General features: G+C 54.5%; 13 protein-coding genes. All 13 read left to right on the top strand.

Features of this window, described 5'->3' with window-relative positions; translation table 11 throughout:
* The first annotated feature begins 41 nt into the window (after positions 1-41).
* On the top strand, positions 42-2789 hold the full coding sequence (gene infB, locus ACFSB2_RS08130) for a translation initiation factor IF-2 (RefSeq protein WP_377942617.1): 2748 nt from the start codon (positions 42-44) through the stop codon (positions 2787-2789).
* Positions 2790-2815: 26 nt separating this feature from the next.
* The gene (rbfA, locus tag ACFSB2_RS08125; protein ID WP_377942520.1) at positions 2816-3181 is read left to right on the top strand and encodes a 30S ribosome-binding factor RbfA; all 366 of its coding nucleotides are present in this window, start codon (positions 2816-2818) and stop codon (positions 3179-3181) included.
* A 15-nt stretch (positions 3182-3196) separates the two neighbouring features.
* Positions 3197-4204, top strand: a complete 1008-nt coding sequence (locus tag ACFSB2_RS08120; RefSeq protein ID WP_377942519.1) for a DHH family phosphoesterase — start codon at positions 3197-3199, stop codon at positions 4202-4204.
* A complete protein-coding gene (gene truB / locus ACFSB2_RS08115) occupies positions 4201-5115 on the top strand; it encodes a tRNA pseudouridine(55) synthase TruB (protein WP_377942518.1) in 915 nt (304 codons plus the stop codon). The genes ACFSB2_RS08120 and truB overlap by 4 nt, the downstream gene beginning before the upstream one ends.
* 4 nt (positions 5116-5119) lie before the next feature.
* Positions 5120-6088 (top strand): riboflavin biosynthesis protein RibF, encoded by a 969-nt coding sequence (gene ribF / locus ACFSB2_RS08110; RefSeq protein WP_377942517.1) that lies wholly within the window; start codon positions 5120-5122, stop codon positions 6086-6088.
* Between the two features lie 160 nt (positions 6089-6248).
* The gene (rpsO, locus tag ACFSB2_RS08105; protein ID WP_377942516.1) at positions 6249-6515 is read left to right on the top strand and encodes a 30S ribosomal protein S15; all 267 of its coding nucleotides are present in this window, start codon (positions 6249-6251) and stop codon (positions 6513-6515) included.
* A gap of 164 nt (positions 6516-6679) precedes the next feature.
* Positions 6680-8794 (top strand): polyribonucleotide nucleotidyltransferase, encoded by a 2115-nt coding sequence (gene pnp, locus ACFSB2_RS08100; protein WP_377942515.1) that lies wholly within the window; start codon positions 6680-6682, stop codon positions 8792-8794.
* 140 nt (positions 8795-8934) lie between these two features.
* The gene (locus tag ACFSB2_RS08095) at positions 8935-9903 is read left to right on the top strand and encodes a polysaccharide deacetylase family protein (RefSeq protein WP_377942514.1); all 969 of its coding nucleotides are present in this window, start codon (positions 8935-8937) and stop codon (positions 9901-9903) included.
* Between the two features lie 58 nt (positions 9904-9961).
* Positions 9962-11227: a M16 family metallopeptidase gene (locus ACFSB2_RS08090; protein WP_377942513.1), complete on the top strand. Its 1266-nt coding sequence runs from the start codon at positions 9962-9964 to the stop codon at positions 11225-11227.
* A complete protein-coding gene (gene dut, locus ACFSB2_RS08085) occupies positions 11224-11685 on the top strand; it encodes a dUTP diphosphatase (protein ID WP_377942512.1) in 462 nt (153 codons plus the stop codon). The genes ACFSB2_RS08090 and dut overlap by 4 nt, the downstream gene beginning before the upstream one ends.
* A gap of 215 nt (positions 11686-11900) precedes the next feature.
* Positions 11901-12812: a dipicolinate synthase subunit DpsA gene (gene dpsA / locus ACFSB2_RS08080; RefSeq protein WP_377942511.1), complete on the top strand. Its 912-nt coding sequence runs from the start codon at positions 11901-11903 to the stop codon at positions 12810-12812.
* A complete protein-coding gene (locus ACFSB2_RS08075) occupies positions 12803-13408 on the top strand; it encodes a dipicolinate synthase subunit B (RefSeq protein WP_377942510.1) in 606 nt (201 codons plus the stop codon). Before dpsA ends, ACFSB2_RS08075 begins: the two co-directional genes overlap by 10 nt.
* A gap of 256 nt (positions 13409-13664) precedes the next feature.
* Positions 13665-14699 carry an aspartate-semialdehyde dehydrogenase gene (locus ACFSB2_RS08070; protein WP_377942509.1) on the top strand — a complete coding sequence of 345 codons (1035 nt, stop codon included), beginning with the start codon at positions 13665-13667 and terminating at the stop codon, positions 14697-14699.
* The last annotated feature ends 24 nt before the right edge of the window (positions 14700-14723 follow it).

Below are 14723 nucleotides of genomic sequence, written 5' to 3'. Positions count from 1 at the left end.
TGACCAAAATTCGAGTCTATGAATATGCCAAACGCTTGAATATGTCAAGTAAGGAAATCTTGACGATTCTTGGCCGTTTGGATATTCCTGTTGCCAACCATATGAGTGTCATGGACGACGCGACGGTTGGCAAAGTTGAAAACTTTTTTACAGATGTGAAGAAACGCGCGGCTGAGCGGCATGCGCATGAGGTGGAGAAGGAAATGCGCGAGCGGCAGCAGCGAAGACAAGATCAGAACCCAGTGGCAGGACAGGATAAAGAGGAAAAGTCAACCGCTTCGAGCGGGGCGGAGAACGAGCGCCCGCGCGAGCGTGTGAGTGCAGAGCAGACAGGACAGGCTGCGAGGTCGACGAGTCGAGATGGCGGGCGGCCGGATCAGGTTCGCCGTGACAATCGTGATGGACGCGACAGCGGCCAGTTCCGCCCACGCCGTGAGGGGACAAATGGCGGTAATGGACGTTACGCCGAAACGCGTGGCAATGCAGGACGAGCTGGCGAACAAGGATCGCAGGGACATGGCTATGACAGGTCCCGCAGTGGTGACGCCCGTCCGCGCCAAGACAGGGAGCAAGGGAACTTCTCTGCTCGTGGACCCCGCGGCAACGGCGGTCAGAATGCGTCTGGCCGCAGCAATGAAGGGTATCGGAGTGGTGGCGGTCGTCCGGGTGGCGGCGGCAACAGCAACAGCGGTGGCAATCGCTTCGGCAATGGAGGCGGCGGTCGTCCAGGTGGCGGCAACAGCGGTGGTGGTCGCTTCGGCAATGGAGGCGGCGGTCGTCCGGGTGGTGGCAACAGCGGTGGCGGTCGCTTCGGCAACAGTGGCGGCGGCGGTCGTCCAGGCAGCGGCACGGGAGCAGGTCGCTCAGGCGGCGGCGCTGCGACCAAGCCAACCGCGCCAGGCAGCCTGCGCAAGGATAAGGACAAAAACAAGGGCCGTGAACGCGAAGGATTTGCGCGGCATGAGCAGTTTAATGAGACGAAGCTGCAACGCAACAACAGCAAACGGGGCGCAAATCGTCCCAAAACGCCTGTGTTGCCGACAGAGGTGAAGGTCGAAGGGCCGATGTCCGTTGGCGACTTTGCCAAACTGCTGCACCGCGAACCAGCGGAGCTCATCAAAAAGCTGTTGTTGCTTGGCGTGATGGCGACCATCAACCAGGATATCGACACGGATGCGATGGAACTCATCGCTGAAGAGTACAACGTCAAGTTGGAAATTGTCGAACCGGTTGACGAAGAGGCGCTCGACATGTTGATTGAAGAGGATGATCCGGCGGCATTGCAAAGCCGACCACCGGTCGTCACCATCATGGGCCATGTCGATCACGGCAAGACAACCTTGCTCGACGCCATTCGCGAAAGCAAGGTGACGTCCACGGAATCGGGCGGTATCACACAACATATCGGCGCTTATCAGGTAGAAGTCGGCGAACGCATCATCACTTTCCTGGATACTCCGGGTCACGAGGCGTTCACGACGATGCGCGCGCGCGGCGCGCAGATTACCGACGTGACGATTTTGGTCGTCGCTGCGGACGATGGCGTGATGCCACAGACGGTTGAAGCCATCAACCACGCAAAGGCTGCCAATGTGCCCATCATCGTAGCGGTCAACAAAATGGATAAACCGGACGCCAATCCCGACAGGGTGAAACAGGAGTTGTCGCAACACGGCCTTTCGCCCGAAGAATGGGGCGGCGATACGGTGTATGCGCCGATTTCCGCTTTGAAACACGAAGGTTTGGACGAATTGCTGGAGATGGTCTTGCTCGTTTCGGATGTGCAGGAACTGAAAGCCAATCCGACAGCGCGCCCGCGCGGCACGGTCATTGAGGCGAAGCTCGATAAGGGCCGTGGTTCGGTTGCGACGGTGCTGGTACAAAACGGCACACTCAAGGTCGGTGACATCGTGGTGGCGGGAACCACCCACGGACGTGTGCGCGCGATGGTCAATGACCAAGGGCAGCGTTTGACAGAAGCAGGTCCGTCGACGCCAGTTGAAATCCAAGGTCTTGGCGGCGTGCCGAGCGCTGGGGATCAGTTCGTTGTCTATGACGAAGAACGCGGCGCGCGCAATCTCGTTGACAAACGGACCAACCGGGAGAAGCAGGAGCAACTGCAGACCACTTCCAAGGTGACGCTGGACGATTTGTACCGTCAGATTCAAGAGGGCAATATGGCTGAACTGAACGTCATTGTCAAAGGTGACGTGCAGGGGTCGGTTGAGGCATTGGTGCAGTCCATTGAGAAAATTGACGTGTCTGGCGTGCGCGTGCGCGTGATTCACCGTGGCGCTGGAGCCATTACCGAGTCGGATGTGTCGCTCGCGGCGGCGTCGAACGCCATCATCATTGGCTTCCACGTGCGTCCTGATGTGAATGCAAAGCGTGTGGCCGATGCTGAAAAGGTCGATGTTCGCTTGTACCGCGTCATTTACAATGTGATATCCGAACTGGAATCGGCCATGAAGGGCATGCTTGAGCCAGAGTACAAGGAAGCGGTCTTGGGTCATGCGGAAGTGCGCGAGACCTTCACCATTTCCCGCATTGGCACAGTTGCCGGTTGCTATGTCACCGATGGGAAAATGTCGCGTGATGCGGAAGCGCGGTTGATTCGTGACGGAATTGTCGTGTACGAGGGCAAACTAGACTCGTTGAAGCGATTTAAAGATGATGCGCGTGAAGTGCAGACAGGCTACGAGTGTGGCATAACGCTGGATAAGTACAACGACATCAAAGTTGGCGATGTGGTTGAAGCGTTTGTCATGGAGGCTGTCAAGCAGGCGTAATTGCATCGGCTGACGGAGGTTAGATGATGTCTCGTATACGTGTGCAAAAAGTTGCTGAACAGATGAAAAAAGAGATTGCGGATATCCTGCGCACAAGTTTGAAAGATCCGCGCGTTGGGTTTGCCACGGTGACTCATGTGGAGGTTTCTGGAGATCTGCAGCATGCCAAAGTGTTTGTCAGCATTTTGGGCAGCGGCGAAGAGAAAGAGGCGAGCCTTGCTGCCTTGACCAAGGCCAGCGGCTTCATCCGCGGCGAAGTGGCGCGCAGGTTGCATATGCGCGTCGCGCCGGAATTGCTGTTCCGTTTGGATGATTCCGGTGATTATAGTGCGCGTATCGAAGATGTGCTGCGCACGATTCGAACGGAAAATGCGCCATCGGATGAGGCGTGATGGGAGCGGTTGACGATGGATTCGTGGCAGCCTGCACCTCGTGATATGGCGGCGGTGAAGCGCGTGGCAAATGCGCTTCAGGCCGCCTCATCGTGGTTGATTGTCACACACGAACGACCGGATGGAGATGCGCTCGGGAGCGCATTTGCGATGGCGCACATCCTTGAGGCCCTGGGGAAAAGTTGGACATTCCTCGTTGCCGAGGAACTGCCATCGCGTTTTCACTTTTTGCCTTGGCGAACGCGGGCAAGGCAAATCACCTCTGCGGACGCAGGCTGTTTTTCGCATATCGTCGCCGTGGACTGCGCGGACGAGCGACGTTTCGCGCAAGTCAGCGCGGCGTTTGCTGAAGGTGCACAAGTGGTCAATATTGATCATCATCAAACCAATCCTCGATATGGCTTTGCTACATATGTAGATCCTGAAGCTGCTGCGACATGCGAATTGATTTATCATATCGCCCAGCAGTTTCAGGTGCCTATGCACACTGATTTGGCCGTGTGTCTCTACACGGGCATTCTCACGGACACTGGCGGTTTTTGTTATCCGAGCACCACGTCATCTGTGCATCAGATTGCGGCCCAATTGATTGCTTGCGGCGTGCGGCCGTACGATGTTGCAGAAGCGACGTTGGAATCTAGAAGCCGTGCGCAGATGACGTTGTTGCAAATGGCTTTAAAAAATTTGAGTATATCGGCGGATGGACGTTATGCGTTCATTTTTGTCGATAGGCAGATGTTAAGCGCGGCAGGCGCCAACGAAGATGATGTTGAGGGACTTGTGGAGTTTGCCAGGTCTGTGGATACCGTTGAAATTGGCGTGCTGTTGCGCGAACGGGTGGATGGGACAGTCAAAGCGTCGCTTCGGTCCAAGCGGCACGTCGATGTAGCGCAGATTGCCGCTTTATTTGACGGCGGTGGACATGCGCGCGCAGCGGGTTGTGAGTTGAGCGGCCCAATGGCGGCGGCGCGTTCACGTGTAGAAGTTGCGGTGAAAGCCGCGTTGGAGGCGGTGAGACGATGATGGACGGCGGCATACTACTGATTGATAAACCGTCTGGCCCCACCTCTCATGATGTAGTGCATAAGATACGCAAAAAATTGAAAACGAAACGAGTTGGCCATGCAGGGACACTAGATCCGCTTGCAACTGGCCTTCTTGTTGTCTGTGTGGGCGGCGCGACCCGTTTGTTGGAATATATGACCGCCACTGAAAAAATGTATACGGGTGAAGTGGTATTTGGCATCGGAACAGACACGGATGACGCCAGCGGCAATGTGATTGCCACCGGATCGGCCGCATCCATCGATGATGCGCAGCTTGCGGCAGCAGTGCAGCAGTTGACGGGCACCATTGTCCAGAAGGTTCCCGCGTACTCCGCGGTTCACGTCAACGGAAAGCGGGCGTACGAACTGGCGCGGGCTGGGGAAGACGTCGAGATGCCGAGCCGGGAAGTACATATCCATTCGTTTTCAGTGGACGCCCTCACCAGAGATGGGCAGGCCGCGCGGGCGGCGTTTGCTGTCCGTTGTTCCAAGGGCACCTACATACGCGCGCTTTGTCGCGATCTCGGCGGCATACTTGGGGTTCCTGCCCACATGGCGAGTTTGCGGCGCACCGCCGTTGGCCCCGCGCAAATTGCCGAGGCGGTCGATCTCGACGCGTTTATGCGCGCAGATGATGCTTCGTTGTTTTTGCAAAAGCCGATATCGTACTTGACTACCTATCCGAAGTTGGAAGTCACCACGGAGACGCTGATACAGCTGGCAAACGGGCAGCGCGCCAATGTGGATTTGGTGCCGGATATGGCGGTGGCAAAAGATGATGTGCTATTCGTGTGTCATGCGGATGAATTGGCTGCAGTCGCCGAGGTGACGGCTGTATCCGACCAGTTGGAACTGCAGCCGAAGAAAGTGTTTTGGAAGAGGGGATAACGCGGTGCAAGTGTACGAAGTTGATGGCATGCCACCGAGAAGTGACATCCCGCAGGTTTTGGCAATTGGGAAGTTTGACGGGATACATATTGGCCATCAGGCGATTCTGGACAAGGCGCGTTCATACTTGAAACCAGGCACACGGCTGTCCGTCATGAGTTTTGAACCCCATCCGCTTTATGTGTTGACAGGCAATGAAGCCTATCTTCGCTCATTGACACCGCGATCGGAAAAAATGCGCATTCTTGCCGAATATGGTGTCGATGGGCTGTATGCCGTTCAATTTAACCGAAGCTTTGCCAGCACTGAGCCGGAGGTATTCGTGAAAACGCATTTGGGGCGGCTTGCGCTTACGCAAATTATTGTCGGCCAGGACTTTCGCTTTGGCAAAGGTGGCAAAGGGGACGTCAAGGCGTTGACCAAGTGGGCCTTTGAGATGGGCGTCGGCGTGGCACAAGTGGCGCCAGTTGAAGAAAGCGGAACAAAAGTGAGCAGTTCCCATATTCGCGCGCATTTAGCGGCGGGACGCGTCGAAGCAGCGGAGGCGTTGTTGGGTCGACCCTACACGCTTTGTGGGCGCGTCTTAACAGGTGAAAAGCGCGGCCGAGCCATTGGGTTCCCCGCAGCGCGTCTTGGTGGTCTGGAAGGGTATGTGTTGCCGCAAGCCGGTGTCTATGCGGTTTTGGTGGAGTTGCCGGGTGATGCGTCGGCCTCACGCCAAAACTGGTTTGGCGTGTTCAACGCGTGGCATCAGTCCTCGGCGAATGATGTGGATTTGCGCATGGAAGTGCATTTACTTGGGTTTACAGGCGATTTGTATGGGAAAGAATGTAGGATATCGTTCTTACATCGAATTCGCGATGAGCGGGCGTTTGCCAGTCAAGAAGAGTTGAAAGCGCAAATTCGCACGGACTGCGACGCTGCCCGCAAGATGCTTGGCATTGGCGGCAGACAGGCCGATGAGGCGCGTTAACTTGAAAGTATTTGTCATGTTATGTTATGATGCAGTGTGCGATGACGCATGTTTAAAATATGGAGCTCACCGCAGATGAACTGCTACGCGGATGTGGACTAGACCTCCAGACCAGGTCTTCGTTGCAGGGATGAAAAGAATTTAGGAGGGTTTTTGCAACATGTTATCCAACGATGATAAGCGCAATATTGTCACCAAGTATCAAGTCCATGAGACAGATACGGGTTCGCCAGAAGTGCAGATTGCCATTCTGACCGAACGCATTTCATATCTGACCGAGCATTTCCGCACGCACAAGAAAGATCATCATTCCCGTCGTGGGTTGTACAAGATGATTGGTCGTCGGAGAAACTTATTGAACTACCTTCGCAAGAAGGATGTCAATCGCTATCGCGAATTGATTCAATCGCTTGGACTTCGCAGGTAATGGATTGAGCGGGCTTCGGCCCGCTTCTTTTGCATTGCGCGGCTTTACCCGTACATAATCCAGGCGGTTGCTGGCAAGATGTTCATCCTCTTATTCGATGGTGTGAACGAATGGAAGTTAGAAAAAATGCAATTGTTGCAAATAGAGGAGGCATGAAAGCACATATGATCGTACGGCATGAGTTTGAAGTTGGCGGACGCAAGTTTGTACTTGAAACCGGGAAGTTGGCAAAACAGGCGACGGCAGCGGTCAATGTCAGTTATGGCGATACGGTTGTCCTCTCCACAGTGACCGCATCGAATGAACCGCGTGATCTCGATTTTTTCCCGCTCACGGTCAATTACGAGGAGCGCCAGTACGCAATCGGCAAAATCCCAGGCGGATACATTAAACGCGAAGGCCGTCCAAGTGAAAAAGCCATTTTGGCGTCCCGCTTGATAGACCGCCCGATTCGTCCATTGTTTCCAGAGGGCTTTCGCAATGAAGTGCAGGTTGTCGACATCGTGATGTCGGTAGATCAGGATTGCGCGCCAGAGATGGCGGCGATGATTGGGACTTCGGCTGCTTTGACGATGTCGGACATCCCGTTTGACGGACCAATCGGCGGCGTCATTGTCGGTTTGATTGATGGTCAGTTTGTTCTCAATCCGACAGTCGACGAAGGCGGCAAGAGTGATCTCCATTTGGTGCTGGCGGGGACGAAGGATGCCATCGTCATGGTCGAAGCAGGCGCAAATGAAGTGTCAGAGGATGTTGTCCTCGAAGCGGTGCTGTTTGGTCATCGCGCGATTCAGGCCATCTGTGCGGAAATTGAGTCGTTTGCCGCCAAGGTTGGCAATAGCAAACGCGAAGTCGTCTTGCACCATGTGGACGAACAAGTGGAGGCAGCTATCCGCGCGTATGCGACAGAGCCAACCAAGATGGCTGTTCAAAATCCGGACAAGCTGGCGCGTGAAGCTGCCTTGACGGCGCTCGGTGATGAAGTGCAGGCCCACTTTGCAGAGACTTTCCCCGAAATGGAGAAGGACATCGCTGAAGTGTTGCACGACATCTTGAAAGAAGAGGTTCGCCGGGCGATTTTGAATGAAGGCATTCGTCCGGACGGCAGGCAGTTGGACGAAATTCGCCCGATTTCCTGTGAAGTCGGCGTACTGCCGCGCACACACGGTTCTGGTTTATTCACACGTGGTCAAACTCAGGCGTTGTCTGTCTGTACACTCGGCGCGATGGGTGACGAGCAGATGCTGGACGGGTTAGAAGTCGAAGCTTCGAACCGCTACATGCATCACTATAATTTCCCGCCGTTTAGTGTCGGTGAAGCGCGGCCAATGCGTGCGCCGAGCCGTCGTGACATCGGGCATGGCGCACTTGGGGAACGTGCTTTGGATCCAGTGATTCCATCGCCGGAAGAGTTTCCATATGCGATTCGCGTGGTGTCGGAAATCTTGGAGTCCAATGGTTCTACGTCCCAAGCGAGTATTTGCGGCAGCACGATGGCATTGATGGACGCAGGCGTGCCGATTAAGGCGCCGGTTGCGGGCATCGCCATGGGGCTCGTCAAAGAAGAAGACAAGGTCGCCATTCTGACCGATATTCAAGGGCTGGAAGATCATCTCGGCGACATGGATTTCAAAGTGGCGGGAACGGCGAATGGTGTGACCGCGCTGCAGATGGATATCAAAATCAAGGGGATCGATCGCGATATTCTGGCGCAAGCGTTGAAACAAGCGCACGATGGGCGGATGTTCATCCTCGGCAAGATGCTGGCTTCCATTTCGACACCGCGTCACGATTTGTCTCAATATGCGCCTCGCGTCGTGACCATCCGCATCAATCCCGACAAGATTCGCGATGTGATTGGACCAGGCGGTCGTGTCATCAACAAGATCATCGAGGAGACGGGCGTCAAAATCGACATCGAGCAAGACGGCCGCGTGTTCATTCACAGCTCGAATGTGGAACAGGCGGACAAGGCGAGGACGATGATTGAGAATATCGTCCGCGAGGTCGAAGTTGGTCAGGTCTACGTCGGCAAGGTGATGCGCGTTGAAAAATATGGCGCGTTTGTCGAGGTGCTGCCTGGCAAGGAAGGGCTTGTGCACATTTCGCAGTTGGATCTCAACCGCGTGGCGAAGGTCGAGGACGTCTGCAATGTAGGGGATGAGATCACGGTGAAAGTCACCGAGATCGACAATCAAGGACGAATCAACCTCTCGCGCAAAGAAGTCTTGAAGGAAACTGCGGCTGTGGCCAATGCAGGCACGGGCGGTCAAGCGTAAGCTGTCCGCTTGTGTGAAATTGAGGCGAAGCGTTTTGGACTGCTGAACATTCAGCAGTCTATTTTTTGTTTGTCGCCAATTGGGGCAACCTATGTGCGTTGAAATGATTACGATTGTCTTCTGATGCGGAGGGATAGACAATGAAGCGCATGGGAACTCGGTTGACGCTGTGCACGGCAACTGTATGGGCAAGTATCGCAATGTCAGGTTCGCCTGACTTGGTTTTGGCTGCGACCGCGTCAACGCACGCGGAGCAAACGCTGCCTTCACAAAAAAAATGGAGTGAACTCAATCAAGCAATGGGATCACAACCTGTCGATGCTCGCATCGATTCAGTGTGGCATTTGATTCCTGGTCTGGCCGGATGGCAATTAAACGCCAAAGCGAGCGAACAGGCGACAAAAAAAGCGACAGACGGCAAGATCCATCTTGTCTGGCAACAAGTGAAACCCGCGGTAGCGCTGAACACATTGGCTGCGGAACCGATTTTTCGCGGACCGTCCAGCGAGAAGTCCATCAGTTTGATGGTCAATGTCTCGTGGGGAGAGCAGTACGTTCCTGCCATGTTGAAAATTTTGCGCCAAGCGCGCGTTCACGTGACATTTTTCTTGGATGGGCAGTGGGTGAAGGCGCATCCGGACTTGGTCAGGCAGATGGCGCGCGATGGACACGCCATCGGCTCTCACGGCACGGGACATCCGGATTTTCGCAAGTTGAGCACCGCGCAGTTGCAGGGGCAAATCAGCGATACCAATCAGACCATTGAAAGCGTGACAGGGAAACCTGTGCGAGTCATCGCGCCCCCGGCAGGCGCTTACGACAATCGGCTTGTCCGCTTGGCCAAAGCGGATGACATGTATACGATTTTGTGGACTGCAGACACGGTTGACTGGCGCCGTCCTCCGGCAGACGTGATCGTCCAGCGGGCCAAACATGGGTTGACGCCGGGCTGTTTGTTGCTGATGCACCCGACGGCGCCCACTGTACGAGCGTTGCCGCAAATCTTGAAAATGATTGAGGCAAGTGGTTATCAAACTAAGACAATCGCAGACGTGATTGCAGAGCGGCCGGCAGTGAAACCGCCAAGCGTCTTGAGTACGGCGGATTAAGTCTGCTATATTGGGGCTAACTGCATAGAGGCAGGGGGATTTTTAAGGAGGCACATCGGTGACATATCGTACAAAACTGCCAAACGGCATTCGCGTTGTCGGAGAGGAGATTCAAAGTCTGCGATCCGTCAGTATTGGCGTTTGGGTCAAAACCGGATCGCGCTATGAAACGAAGCGTGATAACGGGGTAAGCCATTTTCTCGAACACATGTTTTTTAAGGGGACGGACCGCTACAGCGCGATGGAATTGGCCCAGGTCTTCGACGATCTCGGTGGACAAGTCAACGCGTTTACATCAAAGGAATACACCTGTTTTTATGCGCGCGTCTTAGACGAACACTTCAGCATCGCCATTGATACATTAGCGAACATGCTTTTATCATCCGCTTTCGAAGCTGTGGAGATGGAGAAGGAAAAGCGGGTCGTCATTGAGGAAATTCGGATGTATGAGGATACGCCAGATGAACTTGTGATGGATATGTTGGCGGCGGGCATTTATCGGGATCATCCATTGGGCTATACCATCTTAGGACAGGAAGAAAATTTACAGGCGTTTACGCCAAATGATTTGCGCCAATACATAAGTGAACAATACCAACCGCAGAACATCGTGGTGGCCATTGCTGGGCACATTGACGAAGATACGGCCATCAGCGAGGTAGAACGTCTGTTTGGCGGGATGTCAAATCGCGCAGGCGCAGATGAACGCCGGATTGAAACGCCTCCTTTTTACCAAGCGTTGATGCGGCGTGAGAAGGACATTGAGCAGGTGCATCTCTGTCTGTCCTCAGCGGGATTTCCGGCGGGCAGTCATGATTTATACCCGCTGATTCTCCTCAACAATGTGCTGGGCGGTACCCAGTCTTCGCGGTTGTTCCAGGAGATTCGCGAGGAACAGGGGATGGCCTATTCGGTGTATTCGTTCCACACGGCCTATCAGGATGCGGGGATGTTTGGCATATACGCGGGCACTTCTCCAGATCATGTAGAACCTGTGCTCGCCTCCATCCTGCAAATTTGCGAAGGCTTTGTCACGGAACAACTGACAGATGCGGAATTGACCAAAGCCAAGCAGCAAGTCAAAGGCGCCATGATGTTGGGGCTCGAAAGTTCTGGCAGTCGTATGAGTCGTCTCGCCAAAAATGAACTGTTGCTTGGACGGGACATTCCGGTCGAAGAGACACTCGCGGGTATTGAACGCGTGACATTGAGCGAGATTCAGCGCATCGCCGGCCAGTTGTTTCGCGACGGTTTTTCACTTTCTGCCGTGGGCCCTATCGAAGGCATCAATTTTGCCGCGTATGTTTCGGAGCAAAGCGTATGAGTGAAACGCATGTTGAGGTCAAAGTGCAAGTCGTATCGCCCCATTTTCGCCCGGAAGAAATGCCGTCATACGCATCGGCTGGCGCGGCAGGTATGGATTTACACGCCTGTATCGCGAAAGCGTTGACCGTTCACCCTGGGGAGCGGGTTCGCGTGCCCACGGGCATCGCGATCCAGTTGCCGAGTCCAGCGATGGTGGCGTTGGTGTATGCGCGCAGTGGACTGGCATGGCGTCACGGTCTGGCCTTGCCAAACGGCGTCGGTGTCATCGACAGCGATTACACGGGGGAAATTCAGGTGCTTCTGACCAACTTCGGTTCAGAACCGGTCGACATTGCGCCAGGGGATCGGATTGCGCAATTGGTCATTGCCCCCATCTATCTGGCCAAATGGGTGTCAACGGACGCGCTGGAGCCCACTCTGCGCGGTGAGCGTGGGTTTGGATCAACTGGCGTATAGTTCTTTTCACAAAAAACATATTTATTCTTTTTACGCAGAGGCGCATGCTTCTGCGTTTTTTGCGTTTTCACGCACCTGGGCAGATACACATATGCTACATCAATGATCGTCTTGCAAGACGTTGTGATGGTGGCAGGGTCGCACACGCATGCAGCATAAAGGCCAATCACGGCGACTCGAATGCAATTTATCTTCGGCACACAGGGGTGAAATCGATGCTGACCGGCAAGCATCTTGTTTTTATTGGCGGCGATGCTCGACAGTTGGAAGTCATTGCGCAAGTGATTGAAAATGACGCAAGCGCAACGTTGATTGGCTTCTCTGACATGCATCGCACCTTTACAGATACTGAACATGGCGAACTTTCCGAAGCGACATTGTCCCAAGCCGACGCCTTGGTCCTGCCGATTGCTGGTATGGACAATGATGGTCGTGTGGATACACAATTCGCAGCGTCTCCTGTGACTTTGACGGAAGAACACTTTCGCGCGTTGCGGCCAGGTACGTTTGTTTTTACGGGCATCGCTCGTCAGACGCTGAGTGACTGGTGCCAGGCGCACTCACTGCGGCTCGTCAAACTGATGGAACTGGATGAAGTGGCGATTTCCAACTCCATTCCGACCGCCGAAGGCGCCATCGCCATCGCCATGAAGGAGACGGAGATCACGCTGCACGGCGCTCGCGTCGTGGTGTTGGGATTTGGGCGCTGCGGCCAGACGCTGGCGCACAAACTGCGGGCGATGGGCGCCAGTGTCAGCGTATGCGCGCGCAGCGCTGCAGACCTGGCGCGGGTTGATGAAATGTCACTTGCAGCCGTGGAGATGAAGGATATTGAATCGGTTGTCGCGACAGCCGACATCGTTTTTAATACCATTCCGGCGTTGATTCTCACGGCTGCGGTGTTAAAAGAGATGTCGCACGACTGTGTCATCATCGACATCGCTTCAAAGCCGGGCGGCACCGACTTTCGTTACGCCGAGCGGCGTGGGTTAAAAGCCCTTCTGGCGCCAAGCCTGCCTGGTTTGGTCGCGCCAAAGACGGCCGGCCGCATTATCGCGCAGTCTGTATCCCGCATTCTCGCTTTGGAAACAGATGGTTTACACGGGGAGGAAGACATATGGAGCTAAAAAATAAGACAATTGGATTCGGTGTGACAGGAAGCCACTGCACTTATGAAGAAATCTATCCAGAAGTCAAGCGGCTTGTCGATCTCGGCGCGACAGTCATTCCTGTCTTTTCCAACAATGTGTTGAACACGGCGACGCGCTTTGGCGAAGCTGGCGAATGGGCCCGTAAAATTGAAGAGGTCACGGGCCAGAAAGCCATTACGACCATTCCAGAAGCCGAACCGCTTGGTCCGAGCAAGAAATTGGATGTTATGTTAATTGCGCCGTGTACGGCAAGTTCAATGAGTCGCTTGGCGCAAGCCAATACCGATTCGCCCGTCTTGATGGCGGCCAAATCCACATTGCGCAATGACAAACCATTGGTCCTGGGAATTTCGACCAATGACGGATTGGGTTTGAGCATGTACAATATCGCTCGTTTGGTGAATACGAAAAACATTTTCTTTGTACCATTTGGTCAGGATGCGCCACATGTTAAAATAAACTCACTCGTATCACTGATGCGATTGATTCCCGAAACATTGTCAGCGGCGCTTGAAAAGCGTCAACTGCAGCCAGTGTTACTGGAACGGTGGCGCGAAGAGCGACCGTCCTGACAAGGTCATAAAAGCTCACCGAGCGGCGCAGATTCACGTAAAACACGACCGAGCGTCTTTCACAAACAAGCAGCGGCTTGCTTGCATCCTTGGTCATGGTGAGCATGTCTGAGCCAGTTCTAAGTGGCTTCTAACCCAAAAAATAATACGGCACCTTTGGTGCCGCGCCATCCGCGATGCCTCGGTTGACAGGCGTTTTCTGATGTTGCAGGTGCGGGACGCAGTGCGCATGGCGGTCTACAAAGGAGATTTTGTTATGGAGAGAAAAGCGGCATACCGGCTAGCGATTTTAGGTGCGACAGGCGCAGTCGGGCGGGCGATGATTCGCACGCTCGAACGGCGTGGTTTTCCTGTTGAATCTATCAAATTGCTCGCTTCGGAACGTTCAGCAAACCAGACACTGACTTATGCGGGCCAAGCGATTCAAGTTGAAGTCGCCAAGCCGGAATCGTTCGAGGATGTGGACATCGCGTTGTTCAGCGCAGGGGCTGGTGCCAGTGAGCGCTTTGCGCCGGAGGCGGTGAAACGCGGCGCCATTGTCGTCGACAACAGCTCAGCTTTTCGGATGGCTGAACATGTGCCGCTGGTCGTACCAGAAGTCAATGCACATGCGCTGGATGGGCATCAAGGCATCATTGCCAATCCCAACTGCTCCACCATTCAGTTGATGGTTGCGCTCAATGCGCTGAAAGAGTTTGGTTTGGAGCGCGTTGTCATCTCCACGTACCAAGCGGTCAGCGGTATGGGACAAACGGCGATTGACGCGCTTGCGCAGGAAGTCGAAAGCTGGCGGCAGCACGGCAAGGTGGAGGAAACCATTTTCCCGCTCGCCAATCAGGATGTGCATTATCCGATGGCATTCAACGTCTTGCCGCAATGTGATGTCTTTCTTAACAACGGGTACACAAAAGAAGAGATGAAGCTGGTCAACGAATCGCGCAAGATTCTGGAAATGCCAGAATTGGCAGTCAGTCCGACGGCGGTGCGTGTACCTGTGGTCTACGGGCATGCTGAATCGGTTGCGGTTCGTTTTCAAACGCCAGTTTCAGCGGCAGTGGCCCGGGAGAAGATGCACACGGCGACCAATTTAGTCGTTGTTGACGATCCGGCAAATTATCTGTACCCGCACCCGCAGATGGCCAGTGACACAGGTGAGACATATGTTGGCCGCATTCGGCAGGATCTCGAGGATCCACATACGCTTCTGTTCTTCGTTGTAGCTGATAACTTGCTAAAAGGGGCTGCTTGGAACGCGGTGCAAATTGCTGAGGCGCTGGTGGCGCGCGCCTGACGGTCAGCGAAAGGAAGTTCGGAA

The organism is Alicyclobacillus fodiniaquatilis (assembly GCF_042678105.1).
GTDB classification, from domain to species: Bacteria; Bacillota; Bacilli; order Alicyclobacillales; family Alicyclobacillaceae; genus Alicyclobacillus; species Alicyclobacillus fodiniaquatilis.
The sequence above is the reverse complement of the archived record's forward strand: the minus strand, read 5'-3'. Positions and strand labels throughout refer to the sequence as shown.

What these genes read in the sequence shown, in the direction of transcription:
- infB (WP_377942617.1), top strand. Translation starts at nt 42, where the DNA reads ATGTCAAGTAAGGAAATCTTGACGATTCTTGGCCGTTTGGATATTCCT.
- rpsO (WP_377942516.1), top strand. Translation starts at nt 6,249, where the DNA reads ATGTTATCCAACGATGATAAGCGCAATATTGTCACCAAGTATCAAGTC.
- ACFSB2_RS08120 (WP_377942519.1), top strand. Translation starts at nt 3,197, where the DNA reads ATGGATTCGTGGCAGCCTGCACCTCGTGATATGGCGGCGGTGAAGCGC.
- dpsA (WP_377942511.1), top strand. Translation starts at nt 11,901, where the DNA reads ATGCTGACCGGCAAGCATCTTGTTTTTATTGGCGGCGATGCTCGACAG.
- rbfA (WP_377942520.1), top strand. Translation starts at nt 2,816, where the DNA reads ATGTCTCGTATACGTGTGCAAAAAGTTGCTGAACAGATGAAAAAAGAG.
- pnp (WP_377942515.1), top strand. Translation starts at nt 6,680, where the DNA reads ATGATCGTACGGCATGAGTTTGAAGTTGGCGGACGCAAGTTTGTACTT.
- truB (WP_377942518.1), top strand. Translation starts at nt 4,201, where the DNA reads ATGATGGACGGCGGCATACTACTGATTGATAAACCGTCTGGCCCCACC.
- ACFSB2_RS08095 (WP_377942514.1), top strand. Translation starts at nt 8,935, where the DNA reads ATGAAGCGCATGGGAACTCGGTTGACGCTGTGCACGGCAACTGTATGG.
- ACFSB2_RS08070 (WP_377942509.1), top strand. Translation starts at nt 13,665, where the DNA reads ATGGAGAGAAAAGCGGCATACCGGCTAGCGATTTTAGGTGCGACAGGC.
- ACFSB2_RS08075 (WP_377942510.1), top strand. Translation starts at nt 12,803, where the DNA reads ATGGAGCTAAAAAATAAGACAATTGGATTCGGTGTGACAGGAAGCCAC.
- dut (WP_377942512.1), top strand. Translation starts at nt 11,224, where the DNA reads ATGAGTGAAACGCATGTTGAGGTCAAAGTGCAAGTCGTATCGCCCCAT.